Below are 15,815 nucleotides of genomic sequence, written 5' to 3' on the forward strand. Positions count from 1 at the left end.
GGAGGCCGTGGCACGCATCTCCCCGCCCGCCGCACCAGGCACGGCCAGGGCGCCGCTGAGCACGCCGGCCGGCGAGCCGGTGTCCGTCGTGCATCTCACCGCCGAATACTTCCCGTTCGCCCGCACCGGCGGCCTCGGGGAAGCCGTGAGCGGCCTCGCCAGGTTTCAGCACGACGCCGGGCTTCCGGTCGCGATCGTCATGCCGCTGTACCGCTCGGTGCGCGACGCCGCTCCCGACCTCGAGCCCGTGGGACCGCCCATCCGGGTGCTGCTCGGGCCGCGCATCGAGGAGGCGCGGCTCTTCCGCGTGGCCGGGCACGGCCGCGGGCGCGGCCCTCAGGTCTACTTCATCGAGCATCTCGAGTTCTTCAACCGCGCCGGAATCTACGGAGAGAACGGCGCCGATTACCAGGACAACGCGCGGCGCTTCGCGTTTCTGGCGCTCGCCGCGTGCCTCGCGCTTCCTCGCGTGATGCGCGGCCCGATCCTCTTGCACACGCACGACTGGCACACGGCGCTTGCCCCCGTCTACCTCCGCACCGTGCTTGCGGACGACCCTGATACGCCCGAGGCGTACACCGTGCTGTCGGTGCACAATCCCGGCTACCAGGGTCACTTCGCGCCAGCCGTGATGCCCGAGATCGGGCTCCCGTGGACGCTGTTCAACTGGCGGCAGCTCGAGTGGTACGGTAAGGTGAACTTCCTCAAGGGCGGCCTCGCATTCACCGACTACGCGGTGACCGTGAGTCCCACCCAGGCCGAGGAGTTGCGCACGCCGGGCGGCGGGTTCGGCCTGCACGGGATGTTCACCGCCCTCGGGCCGCGGTTGGTGGGGATTCTGAACGGGATCGATCAGTCCGTCTGGGACCCGGCGCACGACGGCCAGATCACCGCGCCGTACTCGGCCGACTCGCTCGGCGACAAGGCCAAGTGCAAGCGCGCGCTGCAGCGTTCCTACGGGCTGCCGCAGCGGCGAAAGGTGCCGCTCTTCGGCATGACCGGCCGGCTGGTCACGCAGAAGGGGCTCGACCTCATCCTCGGGAGCCGGCACCTCCTCGCGCAGGATGCGCAGTTCGTTTTTCTCGGAAGCGGCGAGCCGCGCTACGAGCGCGCGCTCACCGGGCTTGCGGGCGCCAATCCCGACCGCATCGGCGTGCAGCTCGACTTCACCGACCGTCTGGAGCACCGGCTCATGGCGGGCGTGGATGTCTTCCTCATGCCGTCGATCTACGAGCCGTGCGGGCTCACCCAGATGCGGGCGCAGCGCTACGGCGCGCTGCCGGTGGCGCGGCGGGTCGGCGGCCTGGCCGATACGATCGACGACGACGCGACCGGCTTTCTCTTCGATGCATACACGCCGATGGCGCTCGAGGCCGCGGCGTTCCGTGCGCTCGATTGCTGGGCCGACGCTGCGGCCTGGCGGCATATGGCCCGTGCCGCGATGGCAAAGGACTTCAGTTGGCAGCGCTCGGCCACGGCCTACCTGGACGTCTACCGGCGCGCGGTGGCCCACGCCGCCCGCGTTTGAGCGAGGAGCTCGCGATGGACTTCGTGCTCACGCTGCACAGCCATCTGCCCTGGGTGCTGAACCACGGGCGCTGGCCGCACGGCAGCGATTGGCTGACCGAAGCCGCTCTCGACACGTACCTCCCGCTGCTCGAGGTCTTTCGGAACCTGGAGGCCGACCGGGTACCCGCGCCGGTCACGATCGGCTTTACCCCGGTGCTCGCCAACCAGCTCGCGAGTCCCCTCTTCGCGGCCGAGATGGAGACCTTTCTCGCGCAGCGGCTCCGGGCGTGCGACGAGGCGCTCGCCTCGATGCCCGCCACCGGCGATGCGCACCTCGTGCCGCTGGTGCGGTTCTGGCGCGAGCGCCTGGAGCGGCTGCGCGAGCTCGCGCGCGAGATCGAGTACGATCTCGTCGGTGCCTTCCGCGCCCTGCAGGACCGCGGCCGCCTCGAGATCATCGGCTCGGCCGCGACCCACGGATTCCTGCCACTGCTCGCGCGCGACGAAAGCATCCGGCTCCAGCTCGCGGTGGGCGTCGCCGAGCATCGCCGGCTCTTCGGCCGGGCGCCGGAGGGCTGCTGGCTCCCCGAGTGCGCCTATCGCCCGCGCGGCCCGTGGGCTCCGTGGCCCGGCGCGCCCAAGTCCGGCGTACGCCGCGGCATCGAGGAGCACCTGGCCGACGCGGGCTTCCACTACTTCTTCGTCGACGCGCATCTCGCCGCCGCAGGCCGTCCGCTGGGCGTCTACGGCGATCCGCTCGCCGGCCCGCGTGAGGCGGCCGACGGCACCGCTGGCGCGGGCAGCGCCACGCTCCGGAGTCCCTATCGCGCCTACCGGGTTTCACCGGCGCGCGGCGCGCGCAACGTTGTCGCCTACGTGCGCGATCCGCGCGCGTCGATGCAGGTGTGGAGCCGCCACGAGGGCTATCCCGGCGAGGCGCGGTACCTCGAGTTCCACAAGATCCGCTGGCCCGGCGGCCTCAAGCTCTGGCGCGTCACCGGACCGGAGGTCGACCTCGGCGAGAAGGACGCGTACGACCCCGCCGGCGCGCGCGAATCGGCCGGCGGCCATGGGCGCCACTTCGCGCACCTGCTCGAGGAGCTGTCGATCGATCGCTCGCCCGGCCCCGATGGCGTCATCGTGGCGCCGTTCGACACCGAGCTGTTCGGGCACTGGTGGTTCGAGGGACCCGATTTTTTGGGCGAGGTGTACCGCGCGCTCACCCGCGAGCCCGATGTGCGGCCGGCCACCGGCTCGGCCCACCTGGCCGAGCATCCCGCGCGCGCGGCGATTCGCCTGCCGCCCGGCACCTGGGGCGCCAACGGCGACTATAGCATGTGGCTCAGCGACCAGACGGCGTGGACCTGGCAGCGGCTCTGGCCGCTCGAGGAGGCGTTCTGGGACGTGGCGGGCGACGCGCTCGCGGAGCCGGCGGCGCGCCCCGTGCTGGCGCAGGCCACCCGCGAGCTGCTGCTCGCCCAGTCGTCCGACTGGCAGTTCATCATCTCGACCGGCGCCGTGGTCGATTACGCCGAGCGCCGCTTCAACCTGCACTGCGACGACACCGCGCGCCTGATCGCCGCGCTCACGCCCGGAGGCGGGGTGCCGATCGAGGAGGGCCAGCGGCTCGCCGAGGAGCTTGGGCGGCGCGACCCGCTCTTTCCCGACGTGCTGCCGGCGGTGGCCGCCGCGCTCAACGGCTCGCGCTCGATCGCCCTGAGCTGACGCCGCGATGCGCCCGCTCCGCTTCGTCTTCGGCCTGCACCTCCACCAGCCGGTCGGCAACTTCGACCAGGTGTTCCAGCAGCACCTCGACGACGTGTACCGGCCGCTGCTCGAGCGGTTGGCCGGCGCCGACTTCTTCCCCGCCGTCCTTCACATTTCCGGTCCACTCCTCGAGTGGCTCGAGCGACACGCGCCCGCGTACCTCGACCGCCTCGCTCCGTTCGTGGCGGACCGAAGGATCGAGCTGCTCCTGGGCGGCTTCTACGAGCCGGTGCTCGCGTCGCTCCCGCGCGCGGACCGGGTCGAGCAGATCGGCTGGCTCAAGGACGCGCTTCGCCGCCGGTTCGGCGTCGAGGCCGAGGGACTCTGGCTCACCGAGCGCGTATGGGAGCCGGAGCTCGCGGTGGACCTGGCCGAGGCCGGCGTGCGCTACGCGCTGGTGGATGACCGGCACTTCCTCGTCACCGGCTTTACGAGCGACCAGCTCCACGCGCCCTGGTGGACCGAGACGAGCGGGCGGCGCGTGGCCCTGTTCCCGATCGACGAGCGCCTTCGCTACCTCATTCCTTTCCGGCCGCCGGCAGAAACCGCCGCATACCTCGACGAGCTGCGCGCCGCCGGCCACCAGCTCGCCGTGCTCGCCGACGATGGCGAGAAGTTCGGCGGGTGGCCCGGCACCCGCGAGTGGGTCTACGACCGCGGCTGGCTCGATCAGTTCATGGCGACGATCCGCGGTCGCATCGATGCGGGCGCGGTCGAGCTCAGCACGCTCGCCGACGCGCTGCGGGAGGTGCCGAGCGGCGGCCTCGCCTACCTGCCCACGGCGTCGTATCGCGAAATGGAGGCGTGGTCCCTCCCGGCCGCCGCCGCCATCCGGCTCGGCCGCCTGGAGCGCGACCTGGGAGAGGAGCGCATCGCGGGGCCGGACGGCTCGCTCATTCGCGGCGCGCACTGGCGCAACTTCTTCGTGAAGTACTCCGAGTCGAACCGGATGCACAAGAAGATGCAGGCGCTCTCCGAACTGGCACGCCGCCGCGGCGACCCCGAGGACGTGCGCCGCGCCATTGGCCGCGCGCAGTGCAACGACGCATACTGGCACGGCGTCTTCGGCGGCCTCTATCTGCCGCACCTGCGCGAGGCGATCTGGCGCAACCTCGCCGCCGCGGAAGCGGGCCTGCGCCGGGGCCAGGGACTGGCGTGGGAGGTGCTCGACCTCGACAACGACGGCCACGACGAAATCTGGGTCCACTCGGATCGGTTCAGCGCGGTGGTGAGCCCCCACCGTGGCGGGGCGGTCGAGGACTATACGATTTTCGCGACGGGGATCAACTACGCCAACGCCCTCACGCGCCGGCTCGAGCCGTATTACGTCACCGCGATCGAGGAGCAGGCGCGCGCCGAGCACGGGGACAGCGCCGGTGCGGCGAGCATTCACGACATCGAAGCGGGGCTCCGGCTCGATGCGCAGCCGCCCACCGACCGCGAGGACCGCACGCTCTTCGTGGACCGGGTGCTGGCACCCGGCATTGCGCTGGAGAACTATGTCGCCGGAGACTACGCGCCGGTGCGGTCGTGGGCCCGAGTGCCGGCCGCGTACGAAGTGTCGCGGCCGCGCGGCGCGGTGGAGATCCGCTGTACCCTGCCCGCGGGCGGGATCTCGGACGCCGTGAGCGACGGCGCGCCTCGGCCGCTGGAGAAGCTCATTCGGTTCACGCCGGACGGGCGGGTCACCGTGTCGTACGCGTGGGATCCGGCGATGGCCGCACCCGACGATCTCTTCGCCCCTGAGCTCTCGCTCTTCCGGCCGCTCGATGCGGCGTTCGAGCCCAAGCCCGAGGTGTGGAGCTTTCCGATCGAGACGCTGGCCAAGTCCGAGCGCGGGCTCGACCGTACCCTGCAAGGCGAATCGATCACGCCGCGCTGGCCGGTGAGCGCCGGCGCCGCCCGAATCAGCCTCTCCGCGGAAGACTGAGCGCTCGGCAGCGCGCCGGCCCTACGTCCCCGATTTCACAGCCGGCCGCCCGACGCCAATCTTGCCGTCGGCTCGCCCCTTCAGGTACTCGTAAATCTCGTTCATCGTCTGGGGCTCCATGCCGAGCGCACACCAGGACGGCATCCCCTTGGCGGGCCGGCCGGCGCACACCGTCGCAACGAAGATCGCCTTCGTGGGAATGGGGCCGTCCGACTTGAGCGAATTCACCAGCGCCGGCGCGAACGAGCTCCCCACACCGAACTCGCCGTGGCAGCGTGCGCAATTGAGCTCGAACTGCTTCCAGCCCTGATAGGCGGTTTCCGAGATCGTATCGTGCGGCGCGGGATGATACTTGTCGTGCAGGATCTGCGGTGGTGGTCCCTCCTGGTTCGCGGCCGCACCGGCCGACGTGCTGCCGGCGGCGGTGCTGCCGGCCGACGTCGTCCCGGCCGCGGCCGCTGCGGGCGGCTTCATGTGCATCGAGTCCTGCCGCGACGAGTTCGGCCTGCCCCTCGGCGCGCGCGCGATCTGGGCGGCGCGGGTGGAGTCGGCCGATGACGTGCGGGAGCTGTTCGTCGCGGCGGTGGCCTGATCGGAGCCGGCGCGTCCGGCCGTGTCGGCCGCCGCGGGTGCCATTGCCGTGGTGTCACTCGACGTCGTGGTGCTCGATGCCGGTGCAGGCGCGGCGGTGTCGGCCGGCGCCGGCGCTGCCAGCGTCGTGTCCGGCTGTCCCTGGGCCGCTCCGGCCTCGCCCCGGCTGGGGGGCGCGCTGCACCCGATCGCCAGGAAGAGACTGCCCAGCAGGCCGCACGCTATGCGAGCCGCGGCGGGGGTGCCCGTCACACGGAATTTTCTGGCGCTCATCGGTACATCCTCCCAGGTGCAAAATGGCGGCGTTCGCGCCGCCGTCGCGTGATGCACGTCACCCGCGCCTCGCGGCCCCGGCGCGGCTATTTTCCGCTCCATGACAACTCCCGTCGTATCGCCCGGCATCGTGCCGGTCGGCCTGATCCAGATGCGGCACTCCGACGATCGGGCCGATAACCTCCGCCGTGCCATCGCCGGCGTGCGGGAGGCGGCCGGACGGGGCGCACGGATCGTGTGCCTCGAGGAACTGTTCCTGAGCCGCTATTTCTGCCAAACTGAGGACCACGCGCACTTCGCGCTGGCCGAGCCGGTGCCTGGCACGACCACGGATGCGCTCGCCAATGTCGCCGCCGAGCTCGGCATGGTAATCGTGGCGTCCCTCTTCGAGCGCCGGGCCGAGGGTCTCTATCACAACACCGCCGCCGTGATCGACGCCGACGGCCGGTATCTCGGCAAGTACCGGAAGATGCATATCCCCGACGACCCGCAGTACTACGAGAAATTTTACTTCACTCCGGGCGATCTCGGATTCCGGAGTTGGGAGACGCGCTACGGACGCATCGGCGTGCTGGTCTGCTGGGACCAGTGGTATCCCGAGGCCGCTCGGCTTACGGCGCTCGCCGGCGCGCAGATCCTTTTCTACCCGACCGCCATCGGCTGGCTGCCCGCCGAGAAGGCCGAGCACGGCGAGCAGCAGCAATCGGCGTGGGAGACGATCCAGCGGAGCCACGCCATCGCGAACGGCGTCTATGTCTGCGCGGTGAATCGCGTCGGCCACGAACCCGGCCCCGCGGGCGGCCTCGAGTTCTGGGGCGGCAGCTTTGTCGCCGATCCGGGTGGGCGCGTCATCGCGAAGGCCGGCACCGGCGAGGAAGTGCTCGTGGTGCCGTGCGACCTGGCGAAAGTCGATCAAAGCCGCACACACTGGCCGTTCCTGCGCGATCGCCGCATCGACGCGTACGCCGACATCTGCAAGCGGTATCTGGATTGACGCCTGCCGAGCTGGGCTTCCGCATGCCCGCGGAGTGGGAGCCGCACCTCGGTACCTGGCTGAGCTGGCCCCATAAGGAGGCCTCGTGGCCCGGCAAGTTTTCCAGAGTGCCGGGGCTCTTCGCGCGCGTGGTGCGGCTGCTCGCTGATCACGAGCAGGTGCACGTCAACGTCGCCGGCCCCGAGATGGAGGCCGACGTGCGCCGCATGCTCGCCGATGCGGGCGCGGGCGCGGGCAACGTCTTCTTCCACTACAACCCCACCAACGACGCCTGGTGCCGCGACCACGGGCCGATCTTTCTCGAGCGCGCCATGGGCGGCGCCGCACAGGGCGGCGTTGCCATCCGGCGCGAGCAGGCCGTCGTGGACTGGGGCTTCAACGCCTGGGGCGGCAAGTACCCGCCCTACGACCTGGACGACGCGGTGCCGGCACGAATCGGCCGCGAGCTCGGGCTGCCGGTGTTCACGCCCGGAATCATCATGGAGGGTGGCTCGCTCGACGTGAACGGCCGCGGCACGCTCCTCACCACCGAATCCTGTCTGCTCAATCCGAACCGCAATCCTGCGCTCTCCCGCACCGAGGTCGAGCGCTATCTCCGCGCGTACCTCGGCGTGCAGCATATCCTCTGGCTCGGGCGCGGCATTGCGGGCGACGACACCGACGGCCACGTGGACGACCTCACCCGCTTCGTGGATCCGACGACCGTGGTCACCGTCGTCGAGGACGACCCGCGCGATGAAAATTTCGAGCCGCTGCAGGAGAATCTGCAGCGGCTCGGCGCGATGTGCGACCAGGACGGGCAGCCGCTCCGGGTGGAGGCGCTGCCCATGCCGCCGCCGGTGATGCACCAAGGCCAGCGGCTTCCGGCGAGCTACGCGAACTTCTACGTGGCGAACGGACTCGTGCTGCTGCCGGGCTACGACGCGGCGCGCGACGAAATTGCCCGCGTCACCCTGCAGCGGCTCTTTCCCGACCGCCGCGTCGTCGTCATCGATTGCACCGACCTGGTATGGGGACTCGGCGCGTTCCACTGCATCACGCAGCAGTGGCCGGCGCCGTAGCCGCTCAGGTCTTCTCCCAGGTTCCCTCCAGCGCCGCGTGCCGGCCGCCGCAGCTGTCGAACCCGACGCCGTCCACGTTGAGGCCGTTGTCGCTCTTGTCGAGCACGTACTTGGCCTCCGCCGTAGCGCAGGCCATGCCGCTGTCGGCGGGGAAGACGAGTGTGTCGCCCTTGAAGGTGACGTTGCTCTTAATCGTCGGGTTGTCCGCCCACCGCGGTGACGGAAGCGTGAGCTCGACCGATCCGCCGCCGAGCTTCATCTGCACTTCGCCCTCGTTCGAGAGCTCGCGCTTGTAGTCGCCACTGTAGCCGCTCGAGCCGCCTTCGCCGCAGCCCGCTGCGAAGACGAGTACGAATGACGCGACCAGCGACGCCGTCACAGCAGTCATACCGTGTGGCCCAACGGTCATCAGGGTACCCTCCACTCAATGTCCAGGGGAGCCTTGCAGTCAGCCGCGCGCTTGAGACGCGCCGTTGCAAGATGCGCCGGCTCCGCGCGGGGCGCCAGAGGCAGCCGGGCACCGATTCGGGCGGGCTCCCTGAGGCGGCGCCGGCAATGCCGCGGCAGGACCCTACCGCCGCGCGAGCCCATGCAGCAGCTGCCAGACGGTGAGCGCCGCGAGCCGAGCCGTCCGCCCGTCCTCATCGTATCGAGGATTAAGCTCGACCAGGTCCACAGACCGGACCGCTGGACATGCGCCGGTGAGCGCGGCGATGCGCAGCCACTCGGCGGCCGTGAGTCCGTCCACTCCCGGCGCGCTGACGCCCGGAGCCGCCGCCTGGTCCACCGCATCGAGATCGAACGACGCGAGCGTGGGGTCGCGCGCGGCGGCGAGCAGCTCGCGCACGACGGTGGGCGTGAGCTCGTCGCGGAACACGGCCCGCCCGTGCTGGCGCACGTACGCCAGATGCGCCCGCGCCACGCTCTGGGGTGCGAGCCCGGCCACCACGTAGCGCCGCGCGGGAGCGGACGGGTGCTCGAGCCCCTGCCGGAACGGCGAGCCCGAGTGGCCGCCGGCCGGTGTCGGCTCGCGAACGTCGGGGTGCGCGTCCCAGTTGAGCAGCTCGACATCGCGCCCTGCCGCGACGTAGCCCAGGAAATGGCCATACGTCGTCTCGTGGCCGCCGCCCAGCACGATGGCGAACACGCCGTCGCCGAGCCAGGGCGCGAGCGCCGCGGCCAGATGCCGCTGGTCGGCCTCGACGTCACCGGTGACGGCCACGTCGCCCAGGTCCGACGTGCGCTCGACGAGCGCGCGGGCCTCGTCCGCTCCGTCGCGCGGGTCGGGCGTGAGCCGGGCGAGCGCGCGCCGGATGGCCGCGGGCCCCTCGGCCGCGCCGGGCCGCCCGCCGTTCCGCCGCACGCCCTCATCCGAGGGGAAGCCGAGCAGGATGGCGCGCGGACGATCTCCGGGGCCGAGAGCGCGGCCCAGCAGCTCGCCGATGCGCGGGTCGTCCGCGCTCACCCGACCCGCCATTGCGTCACCCCGCCGATTACCGTCTCGAGGCAGGCGTTCGGCCGAAAGTGGTAGAGCCATTGGTTCACGTCGGGCGCGTCGATGATCGCGAAGTCCGCCATTTTGCCCGGCTCGAGCGAGCCGAGCTCGCGCGCAAGGCCCACGGCGCGCGCGGCGTAGGTAGTGGCGCCCTTCAGCGCCTCTGCCGGCGTCATCCGTTGGCGGGTGCAGGCGAGCAGGAGCGCGAGCGGCAAGTCCCAGCTCGGCGCGGTGCCGGGGTTGAAGTCGGTGGCGATGGCCACCGGCACGCCGGCCGCGATGAGCGCCCGCGCAGGCATCGGCGCCTGGTTCAGGTAGAGCGTGGCGATCGGCAGACTCACGGCCACGATGCCCGCGGCCGCGAGCGCCGCGATGCCGGCCGGCCCGACGCATTCCAGGTGATCGGCCGAGAGGGCACCGACCTCCGCGGCCAACTCGGCGCCGCCGCTGTCGGTAAGCTGATCCGCATGCACCTTGGCCGCGAGCCCCGCCGCGCGTCCCGCGAGCAGAATGCGCCGCGCCTCCTCGACGCTGAACGCCGACTCTTCGACGAAGACGTCGACGCACTGCGCGAGCTGGTCGGCGGCCGCCGCCGGGATCATCTCATCAATGACGAGCGCGATGTATGCCTCGCGCCGGTCGCGGTACTCGGGCGGCACGACATGGGCGCCGAGCAGCGTCGGCACCAGGCGCTGGGGTCCGCGCCGGGCGAGCCGGCCGTACACGCGAAGCAGCCTGAGCTCGGTCGCGAGGTCGAGCCCGTAGCCGCTCTTGCATTCGACCGTCGTGACGCCGAGCGCGAGCATACCGGCGAGCGCCGCGGCGGCACGCGCGAGCAACTCATCCTCACTAAGCGCCCGCGTGGCCCGCACCGTGGCTGCGATGCCGCCGCCGGCCGCCGCGATCGCGAGATAGTCTTCGCCGCGGAGGCGGCGCTCGAACTCGTCGGCGCGCCAGCCACCGAACGCGAGGTGCGTGTGGCAATCGATGAGGCCGGGAATCACGAGCCGCCCCCCCGCATCGCGCCGCTCCGCGCCCGCGAACCGGGCCGGCAGCTCCGCCTCCGGCCCCACCCACGCGACGCGCCCCGCCTCCCACGCGAGTGCCGCGTGGCGAATCGCGTCGATATCGCCCTGGCCGCCCTCGTCGCGACAGATGGCCAGGAGGCCAATGTTCGTCAGGACCGGCATGCTGGAGGGAGAGCGAGCGGCGCGGCGCGTGCGCGGCGCTGCGCTCCGTGGTCTGCTGCGCCGCGCCCGGACCTCACCGCGCGGGAGCGATCATCGGCAGGTCAACGCCACGTTCCCGTGCCGTCTCGACGGCGAGCGGATAGCCCGCGTCCGCGTGGCGCATCACGCCGGTGCCCGGGTCGGCGGTGAGTACCCGCGTGAGGCGGCGGTCGCCCATTTCGGTGCCGTCCGCCACGGCCACCATGCCGGCGTGGACCGAGTAGCCGATCCCCACGCCGCCGCCGTGGTGCAGCGACACCCAGCTCGCACCGCATGCGGTGTTGAGCAACGCGTTGAGCAACGGCCAGTCGGCGATCGCGTCGGAGCCGTCGAGCATCGCTTCGGTCTCGCGGTTGGGCGACGCGACCGAGCCGGCGTCGAGGTGGTCGCGGCCGATCACGAGCGGTGCCGCCACCCGGCCGGTCTTCACCAGCCAGTTGAAGCGGAGGCCGAGCTCCGCGCGCTCGCCGTACTCGAGCCAGCAGATCCGCGCGGGCAGCCCCTGAAAGTGGACCTTCTCACGCGCCTGCCGGATCCAGCGGGCGAGCGCCTCCTTCTCCGGGAAGGTCTCGAGCACCGTGTCGTCGGTGACGGCGATGTCCCGGGGATTTCCCGAAAGCGCCGCCCAGCGGAACGGCCCCGCGCCCTTGCAGAAGAGCGGCCGGATGAAGGCGGGCACGAACCCGGGGATCTCGAATGCGCGGGCGAGGCCGCGGCGGTCGGCCACCTGGCCGCGCAGGTTATTGCCGTAGTCGAACACGATGGCCCCGCGCTGCTGCAGCGCGAGCATCGCGTCCACATGCGTCACCATCGAGTCGAGCACCCGCGCCTCGTACGCGGCGGGGTCGCGCTCCCGCAGGAGCGCCGCAGCATCGAGCGTGAGGCCCGCCGGGATATAGCCCACGCGGAGGTCGTGCGCCGATGTCTGGTCAGTCACCACGTCGGGCACGATGCCGCGCCGCACCAGCTCAGGCATTACCTCGGCGATGTTGCCCACGAGGCCCACCGAGAGCGCCTCGCCCCGCTCCCGCGCGCCGAGGGTCATGTCGAGCGCCTCGTCGAGATCGTGCGTCAGCCGGTCGCAGTAGCCGGTTTCCACCCGGCGGCGGATCCGGTGCTCCTCCACGTCCACGCCGAGAAGCGCGCCACCGTTCATCGTGGCCGCGAGCGGCTGCGCGCCGCCCATCCCCCCCAGGCCGGCCGTGACGACGAGCCGCCCGGCGAGCGAGCCACCGAAGTGCTGTCGGGCACACTCTGCAAACGTCTCGTAGGTGCCTTGCAGGATGCCCTGCGTCCCGATGTAGATCCACGAGCCGGCCGTCATCTGGCCATACATCGTGAGCCCGAGCGCCTCGAGCCGCCGGAACTCCTCCCACGTGGCCCAGCGCGGTACCAGGTGCGCGTTCGCGATGAGCACCCGCGGCGCTTCCGCGTGGGTGCGGAAGACCCCCACCGGTTTGCCGCTCTGCACCAGCAGCGTCTCGTCGTTCTCCAGGCGGCGAAGCGTGGCCACGATGCGCTCGTAACAGGCCCAGTTGCGCGCCGCCTTGCCGCCGCCGCCATACACGATCAACTCCTCGGGCCGCTCGGCCACCGCGGGATCGAGGTTGTTCATCAGCATGCGGAGCGCGGCCTCCTGGTGCCACCCCTTGCAGGAAAGAGTGGTGCCAGTGGGTGCGGCGATGGCGGGAGCGGAGACGGTGGACATCCGGCAGATCGGATTGAGAGTGCTGTAACCTTACCCGTGGCGCGGGCCTGCGCCAAGAGCGCCATATTCCAACCTTTACCGCGGCAGGGCCATCCAACGCCGTACATGACGCACCCCGCACCCGGAGCCGCGCTGCTGCAGCGAGACCAGGCGATCGACCCGAGCGACCGCGACGCGGTGGAGGTGGCGCTCGCCGCCAGTGGGGACGCGTGCGCCTTCGAGCGGCTCTACCGGACCCACGTGGCACGGGTGCACACGCTGGTCCGCCGGATGCTCGACGACCAGGATGCCGACGAGGTGACCCAGGATGTCTTCGTGCGCGCGTGGGAAAAGCTGGCGACGTACCGCGGCGAGGCGGCGTTCGGCACCTGGCTGCATCGGCTCGCGGTCAACGTGGTGTTGGCATGGCGCCAGCGCCTCGGCACCAGGCGCGAGCGCTTCCTTCCCGACGACACGGCGCTCGAGACCGCCTCGTCCCGCCGGGGTGCGCCGGAACTGGCGCTCGATTTCGAAGCGGCGCTCGCGCACCTGCCCCCCGGCGCGAGGCAAGTCTTCCTGCTCCACGACGTCGAGGGCTACCGGCACGAGGAGATCGCCGAGCAGCTCGGCCTTGCGGTGGGGACTTCGAAGTCACAACTGCACCGCGCACGGATGGCGCTCCGGCGCCACCTCGAGCCGGGAGGCGAGTGAGCGATGATGCACGATCCCTGGACGGATAAGCTGTCCGAGTATCTCGATGGCGAGCTGAGCGGCGCGGAGCGGCAGGCCCTGGAGCGGCATCTCGCCGCATGTCCCACCTGTACGGCGGTGCTGGCGGAGCTCCGGCAGGTGGTTGCGCGGGCGCGGGCGCTGCCTGACCGGCCGCCGGAGCGGGAGCTCTGGAGGGGGATCGCGGCGCGCATCCGGGCGCCGGACGCGCCGGGCCCAGCCGGGGCGGAGCCGATGCGGCAGGTGCCACGCCGCCAACCGCCCGCGCGGCCTTTGCCGGCCCATTCGCAGCGCTTTTCTCTGGGCCAGCTCGCGGCGGCCGCGGTGCTCGCCGCCGCCGTCTCTGGCGGCGGCGCCTGGTGGGCGGCGGCACGGCCCGCATTGGCCGGCATTCACTCCATGCCGGCGGCGCCCGCCGCACAGGTCTCGCCTGCCGGTACCGCTCGCCCGGCCGCCTTCAGCGCTGAGCCCCGCTACGATGCCGCGGTGGCGGACCTCGAGCGCATTCTCGCCCAGCGCCGCGCGTCGCTCGACCCGAAAACGGTGAAGGTGCTCGAGCGGAATCTCGCGCTCATCGATCGCGCAATCGCTGACGCGCGCCGCGCGCTCGCCGCCGATCCGGGCAACGCCTATCTCACGACGCACCTCACCAACACGATGCTCTGGAAACTCGACCTGCTCCGCGAGGCCGCGCGTATCGCGACCGCGCGAAGCTGAACCCGGAGAGCGCCCGTGCTACTCTCGCTTGCCCTGGCCGTCCTGGCCGCTGCGCAGAACCCGGACACGACCGTCGCCGTGACGCGGGGTCAGCGCCTCGAGGTGCGCGCGCACACCGGCGCGATCACCGTGCACGGCTGGTCCCGCGACGCCGTTCGCGTGCGTGCCGACCTGGACGGCGATGCGCTCGACCTCGACCAATCGCCCGTGGTGCTGAGCGTCGGTGCCACCGGCCACCGCGGCCCGCCGGAGCACGCGACCTACGACATTACGGCCCCGACCTGGATGGCGGTGAGCCTGAGCGGGGTGGACGCCGAGATGCGGGTGGAGGGCATTCAGGCGCCCGTGCAGATCGAAACGGTCGACGGCGACGTCACCGTGCAGGGCGGCGCCGGCAACGTGTCGCTCCGATCGGTGGAGGGGAAGGTTACGCTGAGCGGCGCCAAGGGGCGGATCGACGCAAATTCCGTCAACAGCGACGTGACGGTGCGCGATGCAAGCGGCGGCATCCAGGCGACCACCGTCGACGGCAACGTGCGGCTCGTCAGCATCGCCTCGGACGAGGTGGAGGCAACGACGGTGGATGGTGACATCGTGTATGACGGCACCATCCGCCCGAGCGGCCGCTATCGGCTCGCCACGCACGACGGCGACGTGACGCTCGCGGTGCCCGACGGCACCGACGCGCTCGTCTCCGTCTCCACGTTCGACGGCGACTTCGAGGCGGCGTTCCCGGTGACGCTTCGCGAGCGTCACGGCCGCCGCTTCTCGTTCACCCTGGGCGGCGGCAGCGCCCGGATCGATCTCCAATCGTTCGACGGGACCATCCGGCTGGCGCGGCCCGGCGCGCTGCCCACCAAGGGCGGCGCCAACGGCGCGCGGACGAGCGCGTCGGACTCGGCGCAGGAGTAGCTCGCCGCCGCGCATTCGCGGCACCGCATTTTGAGCCGGGGAGCGGCCCCTCGCCCCCACTGTCAAGAAACTCGAACCTGCGCTCGCGCCCCCCGCCGCGCCTCACCGCGCCCCGGCGCGGCGGCGCATGCTCATCCTTGTGCCGCCCCCGTTTCGCACCCGCCGACCAAAGTTGAGCCGCTCGATTCCTTGACTGTTCGCACGGCGATGCGCCAGGTGGCATGGAGCTTGTACCGGCCGCGCGCCGGTCAACCGCGCCACATGAGCGACGCCCACCCGGCGTGGCGCGCGAGCGGGCACAACCTCAGCGACGGAGAGCCACATGAAGCTCCTGGTCAAGGGTGCATTGATGGGTGCGGTCGTCGCGTTGGCACCGGCGGCGCTGGCCCACGCGCAGGCCGGCCTCACCTCGTCGGTGCAGACGGTGCAGATCAACGCCACCAAGAATCCGGTGCTCACCGTGGTGGTGAACTCGGGCGGCACGCAGACGATCGGGGCGCTGGTGGACGGGACCACCAACAACTTCGCCACGCCAGTGAACGTGACGACCACGTGGGACCTGGGCGTCGGCGCTGCATCGGTGTCGTTGGTCGGGTATTTCAGCACCCCGGCGCAGGCGCTGGTGAACGGCGCCAATGCGCTCACGTCGAGCCTCATCAAGGGCGACGTGAACGGCGGCGGCTTCAACGCGTTCACCGGCAACGCGGTGGGCGGCGTAGGCTCGGCGGGCGGCAGCCTCACGATCTTCACCGCCACGACTCCGACGCCGGCGGCGCGGAACTCGAACCGCACCGACAACCTCGCGCTGCAGATCGATTTGACCGGCCAGCCCGCGCTGGTGCCCGGCACCTACAGCGGCACGCTCAACCTGCAGGCCGTCACCCAGTAGACTCCGCTCGATCCGTCGACCTGAGCGCGTCC

The 15,815-nt window shown here is 71.4% G+C and carries 14 protein-coding genes; 9 read left to right on the forward strand and 5 right to left on the reverse strand.

Translation table 11 applies throughout. The features are described from left to right. The first annotated feature begins 7 nt into the window (after positions 1-7). Genes VFW66_06785 through VFW66_06795 form a run of 3 tightly spaced genes read left to right on the forward strand, consistent with a single transcriptional unit; the run spans position 8 to position 5,206 of the window. Positions 8-1,528, forward strand: a complete 1,521-nt coding sequence (locus VFW66_06785) for a glycogen/starch synthase (protein HEX5386383.1) — start codon at positions 8-10, stop codon at positions 1,526-1,528. A gap of 14 nt (positions 1,529-1,542) precedes the next feature. Beyond that, positions 1,543-3,234, forward strand: coding sequence for a 1,4-alpha-glucan branching protein domain-containing protein (locus VFW66_06790; GenBank protein HEX5386384.1), 1,692 nt, complete (start codon positions 1,543-1,545; stop codon positions 3,232-3,234). Positions 3,235-3,241: 7 nt separating this feature from the next. Further along, complete coding sequence (locus VFW66_06795; GenBank protein HEX5386385.1) at positions 3,242-5,206, forward strand: alpha-amylase/4-alpha-glucanotransferase domain-containing protein; 1,965 nt, start codon at positions 3,242-3,244, stop codon at positions 5,204-5,206. A 21-nt stretch (positions 5,207-5,227) separates the two neighbouring features. On the opposite strand, the gene VFW66_06800 is transcribed toward VFW66_06795, so the two are convergent. Continuing rightward, positions 5,228-6,070, reverse strand: a complete 843-nt coding sequence (locus VFW66_06800; GenBank protein HEX5386386.1) for a cytochrome c — start codon at positions 6,068-6,070, stop codon at positions 5,228-5,230. 100 nt (positions 6,071-6,170) lie between these two features. Here VFW66_06800 and VFW66_06805 point away from each other — a divergent pair, with 100 nt between their 5' ends. Both VFW66_06805 and VFW66_06810 read left to right on the forward strand, forming a co-directional pair. Next, positions 6,171-7,064, forward strand: coding sequence for a carbon-nitrogen hydrolase (locus VFW66_06805; GenBank protein ID HEX5386387.1), 894 nt, complete (start codon positions 6,171-6,173; stop codon positions 7,062-7,064). A 23-nt stretch (positions 7,065-7,087) separates the two neighbouring features. After that, positions 7,088-8,125, forward strand: coding sequence for an agmatine deiminase family protein (locus VFW66_06810; protein ID HEX5386388.1), 1,038 nt, complete (start codon positions 7,088-7,090; stop codon positions 8,123-8,125). Positions 8,126-8,129: 4 nt separating this feature from the next. On the opposite strand, the gene VFW66_06815 is transcribed toward VFW66_06810, so the two are convergent. The 4 genes from VFW66_06815 to hutU form a co-directional block, all read right to left on the reverse strand. Continuing rightward, positions 8,130-8,504, reverse strand: a complete 375-nt coding sequence (locus VFW66_06815; protein HEX5386389.1) for a hypothetical protein — start codon at positions 8,502-8,504, stop codon at positions 8,130-8,132. A gap of 192 nt (positions 8,505-8,696) precedes the next feature. Then, complete coding sequence (locus VFW66_06820) at positions 8,697-9,590, reverse strand: formimidoylglutamase (protein ID HEX5386390.1); 894 nt, start codon at positions 9,588-9,590, stop codon at positions 8,697-8,699. After that, positions 9,587-10,810: an imidazolonepropionase gene (hutI, locus tag VFW66_06825; protein HEX5386391.1), complete on the reverse strand. Its 1,224-nt coding sequence runs from the start codon at positions 10,808-10,810 to the stop codon at positions 9,587-9,589. Before hutI ends, VFW66_06820 begins: the two co-directional genes overlap by 4 nt. A gap of 73 nt (positions 10,811-10,883) precedes the next feature. Next, positions 10,884-12,557: a urocanate hydratase gene (hutU, locus tag VFW66_06830; protein HEX5386392.1), complete on the reverse strand. Its 1,674-nt coding sequence runs from the start codon at positions 12,555-12,557 to the stop codon at positions 10,884-10,886. A gap of 105 nt (positions 12,558-12,662) precedes the next feature. Between hutU and VFW66_06835 the strand changes: the two genes are divergently transcribed. From VFW66_06835 to VFW66_06850, 4 genes are all read left to right on the forward strand, one after another. Next, a complete protein-coding gene (locus tag VFW66_06835) occupies positions 12,663-13,247 on the forward strand; it encodes an RNA polymerase sigma factor (protein ID HEX5386393.1) in 585 nt (194 codons plus the stop codon). 3 nt (positions 13,248-13,250) lie between these two features. Next, entirely contained in the window at positions 13,251-13,982 is a 732-nt protein-coding gene (locus VFW66_06840; GenBank protein HEX5386394.1) for an anti-sigma factor, read from the forward strand. Between the two features lie 15 nt (positions 13,983-13,997). Then, positions 13,998-14,894, forward strand: coding sequence for a DUF4097 family beta strand repeat-containing protein (locus VFW66_06845; protein ID HEX5386395.1), 897 nt, complete (start codon positions 13,998-14,000; stop codon positions 14,892-14,894). Positions 14,895-15,216: 322 nt separating this feature from the next. Beyond that, positions 15,217-15,783, forward strand: coding sequence for a hypothetical protein (locus tag VFW66_06850; protein HEX5386396.1), 567 nt, complete (start codon positions 15,217-15,219; stop codon positions 15,781-15,783). Positions 15,784-15,815: the final 32 nt, after the last annotated feature.

The organism is Gemmatimonadales bacterium (assembly GCA_036279355.1).
Lineage (GTDB): Bacteria > Gemmatimonadota > Gemmatimonadetes > Gemmatimonadales > GWC2-71-9 > DASQPE01.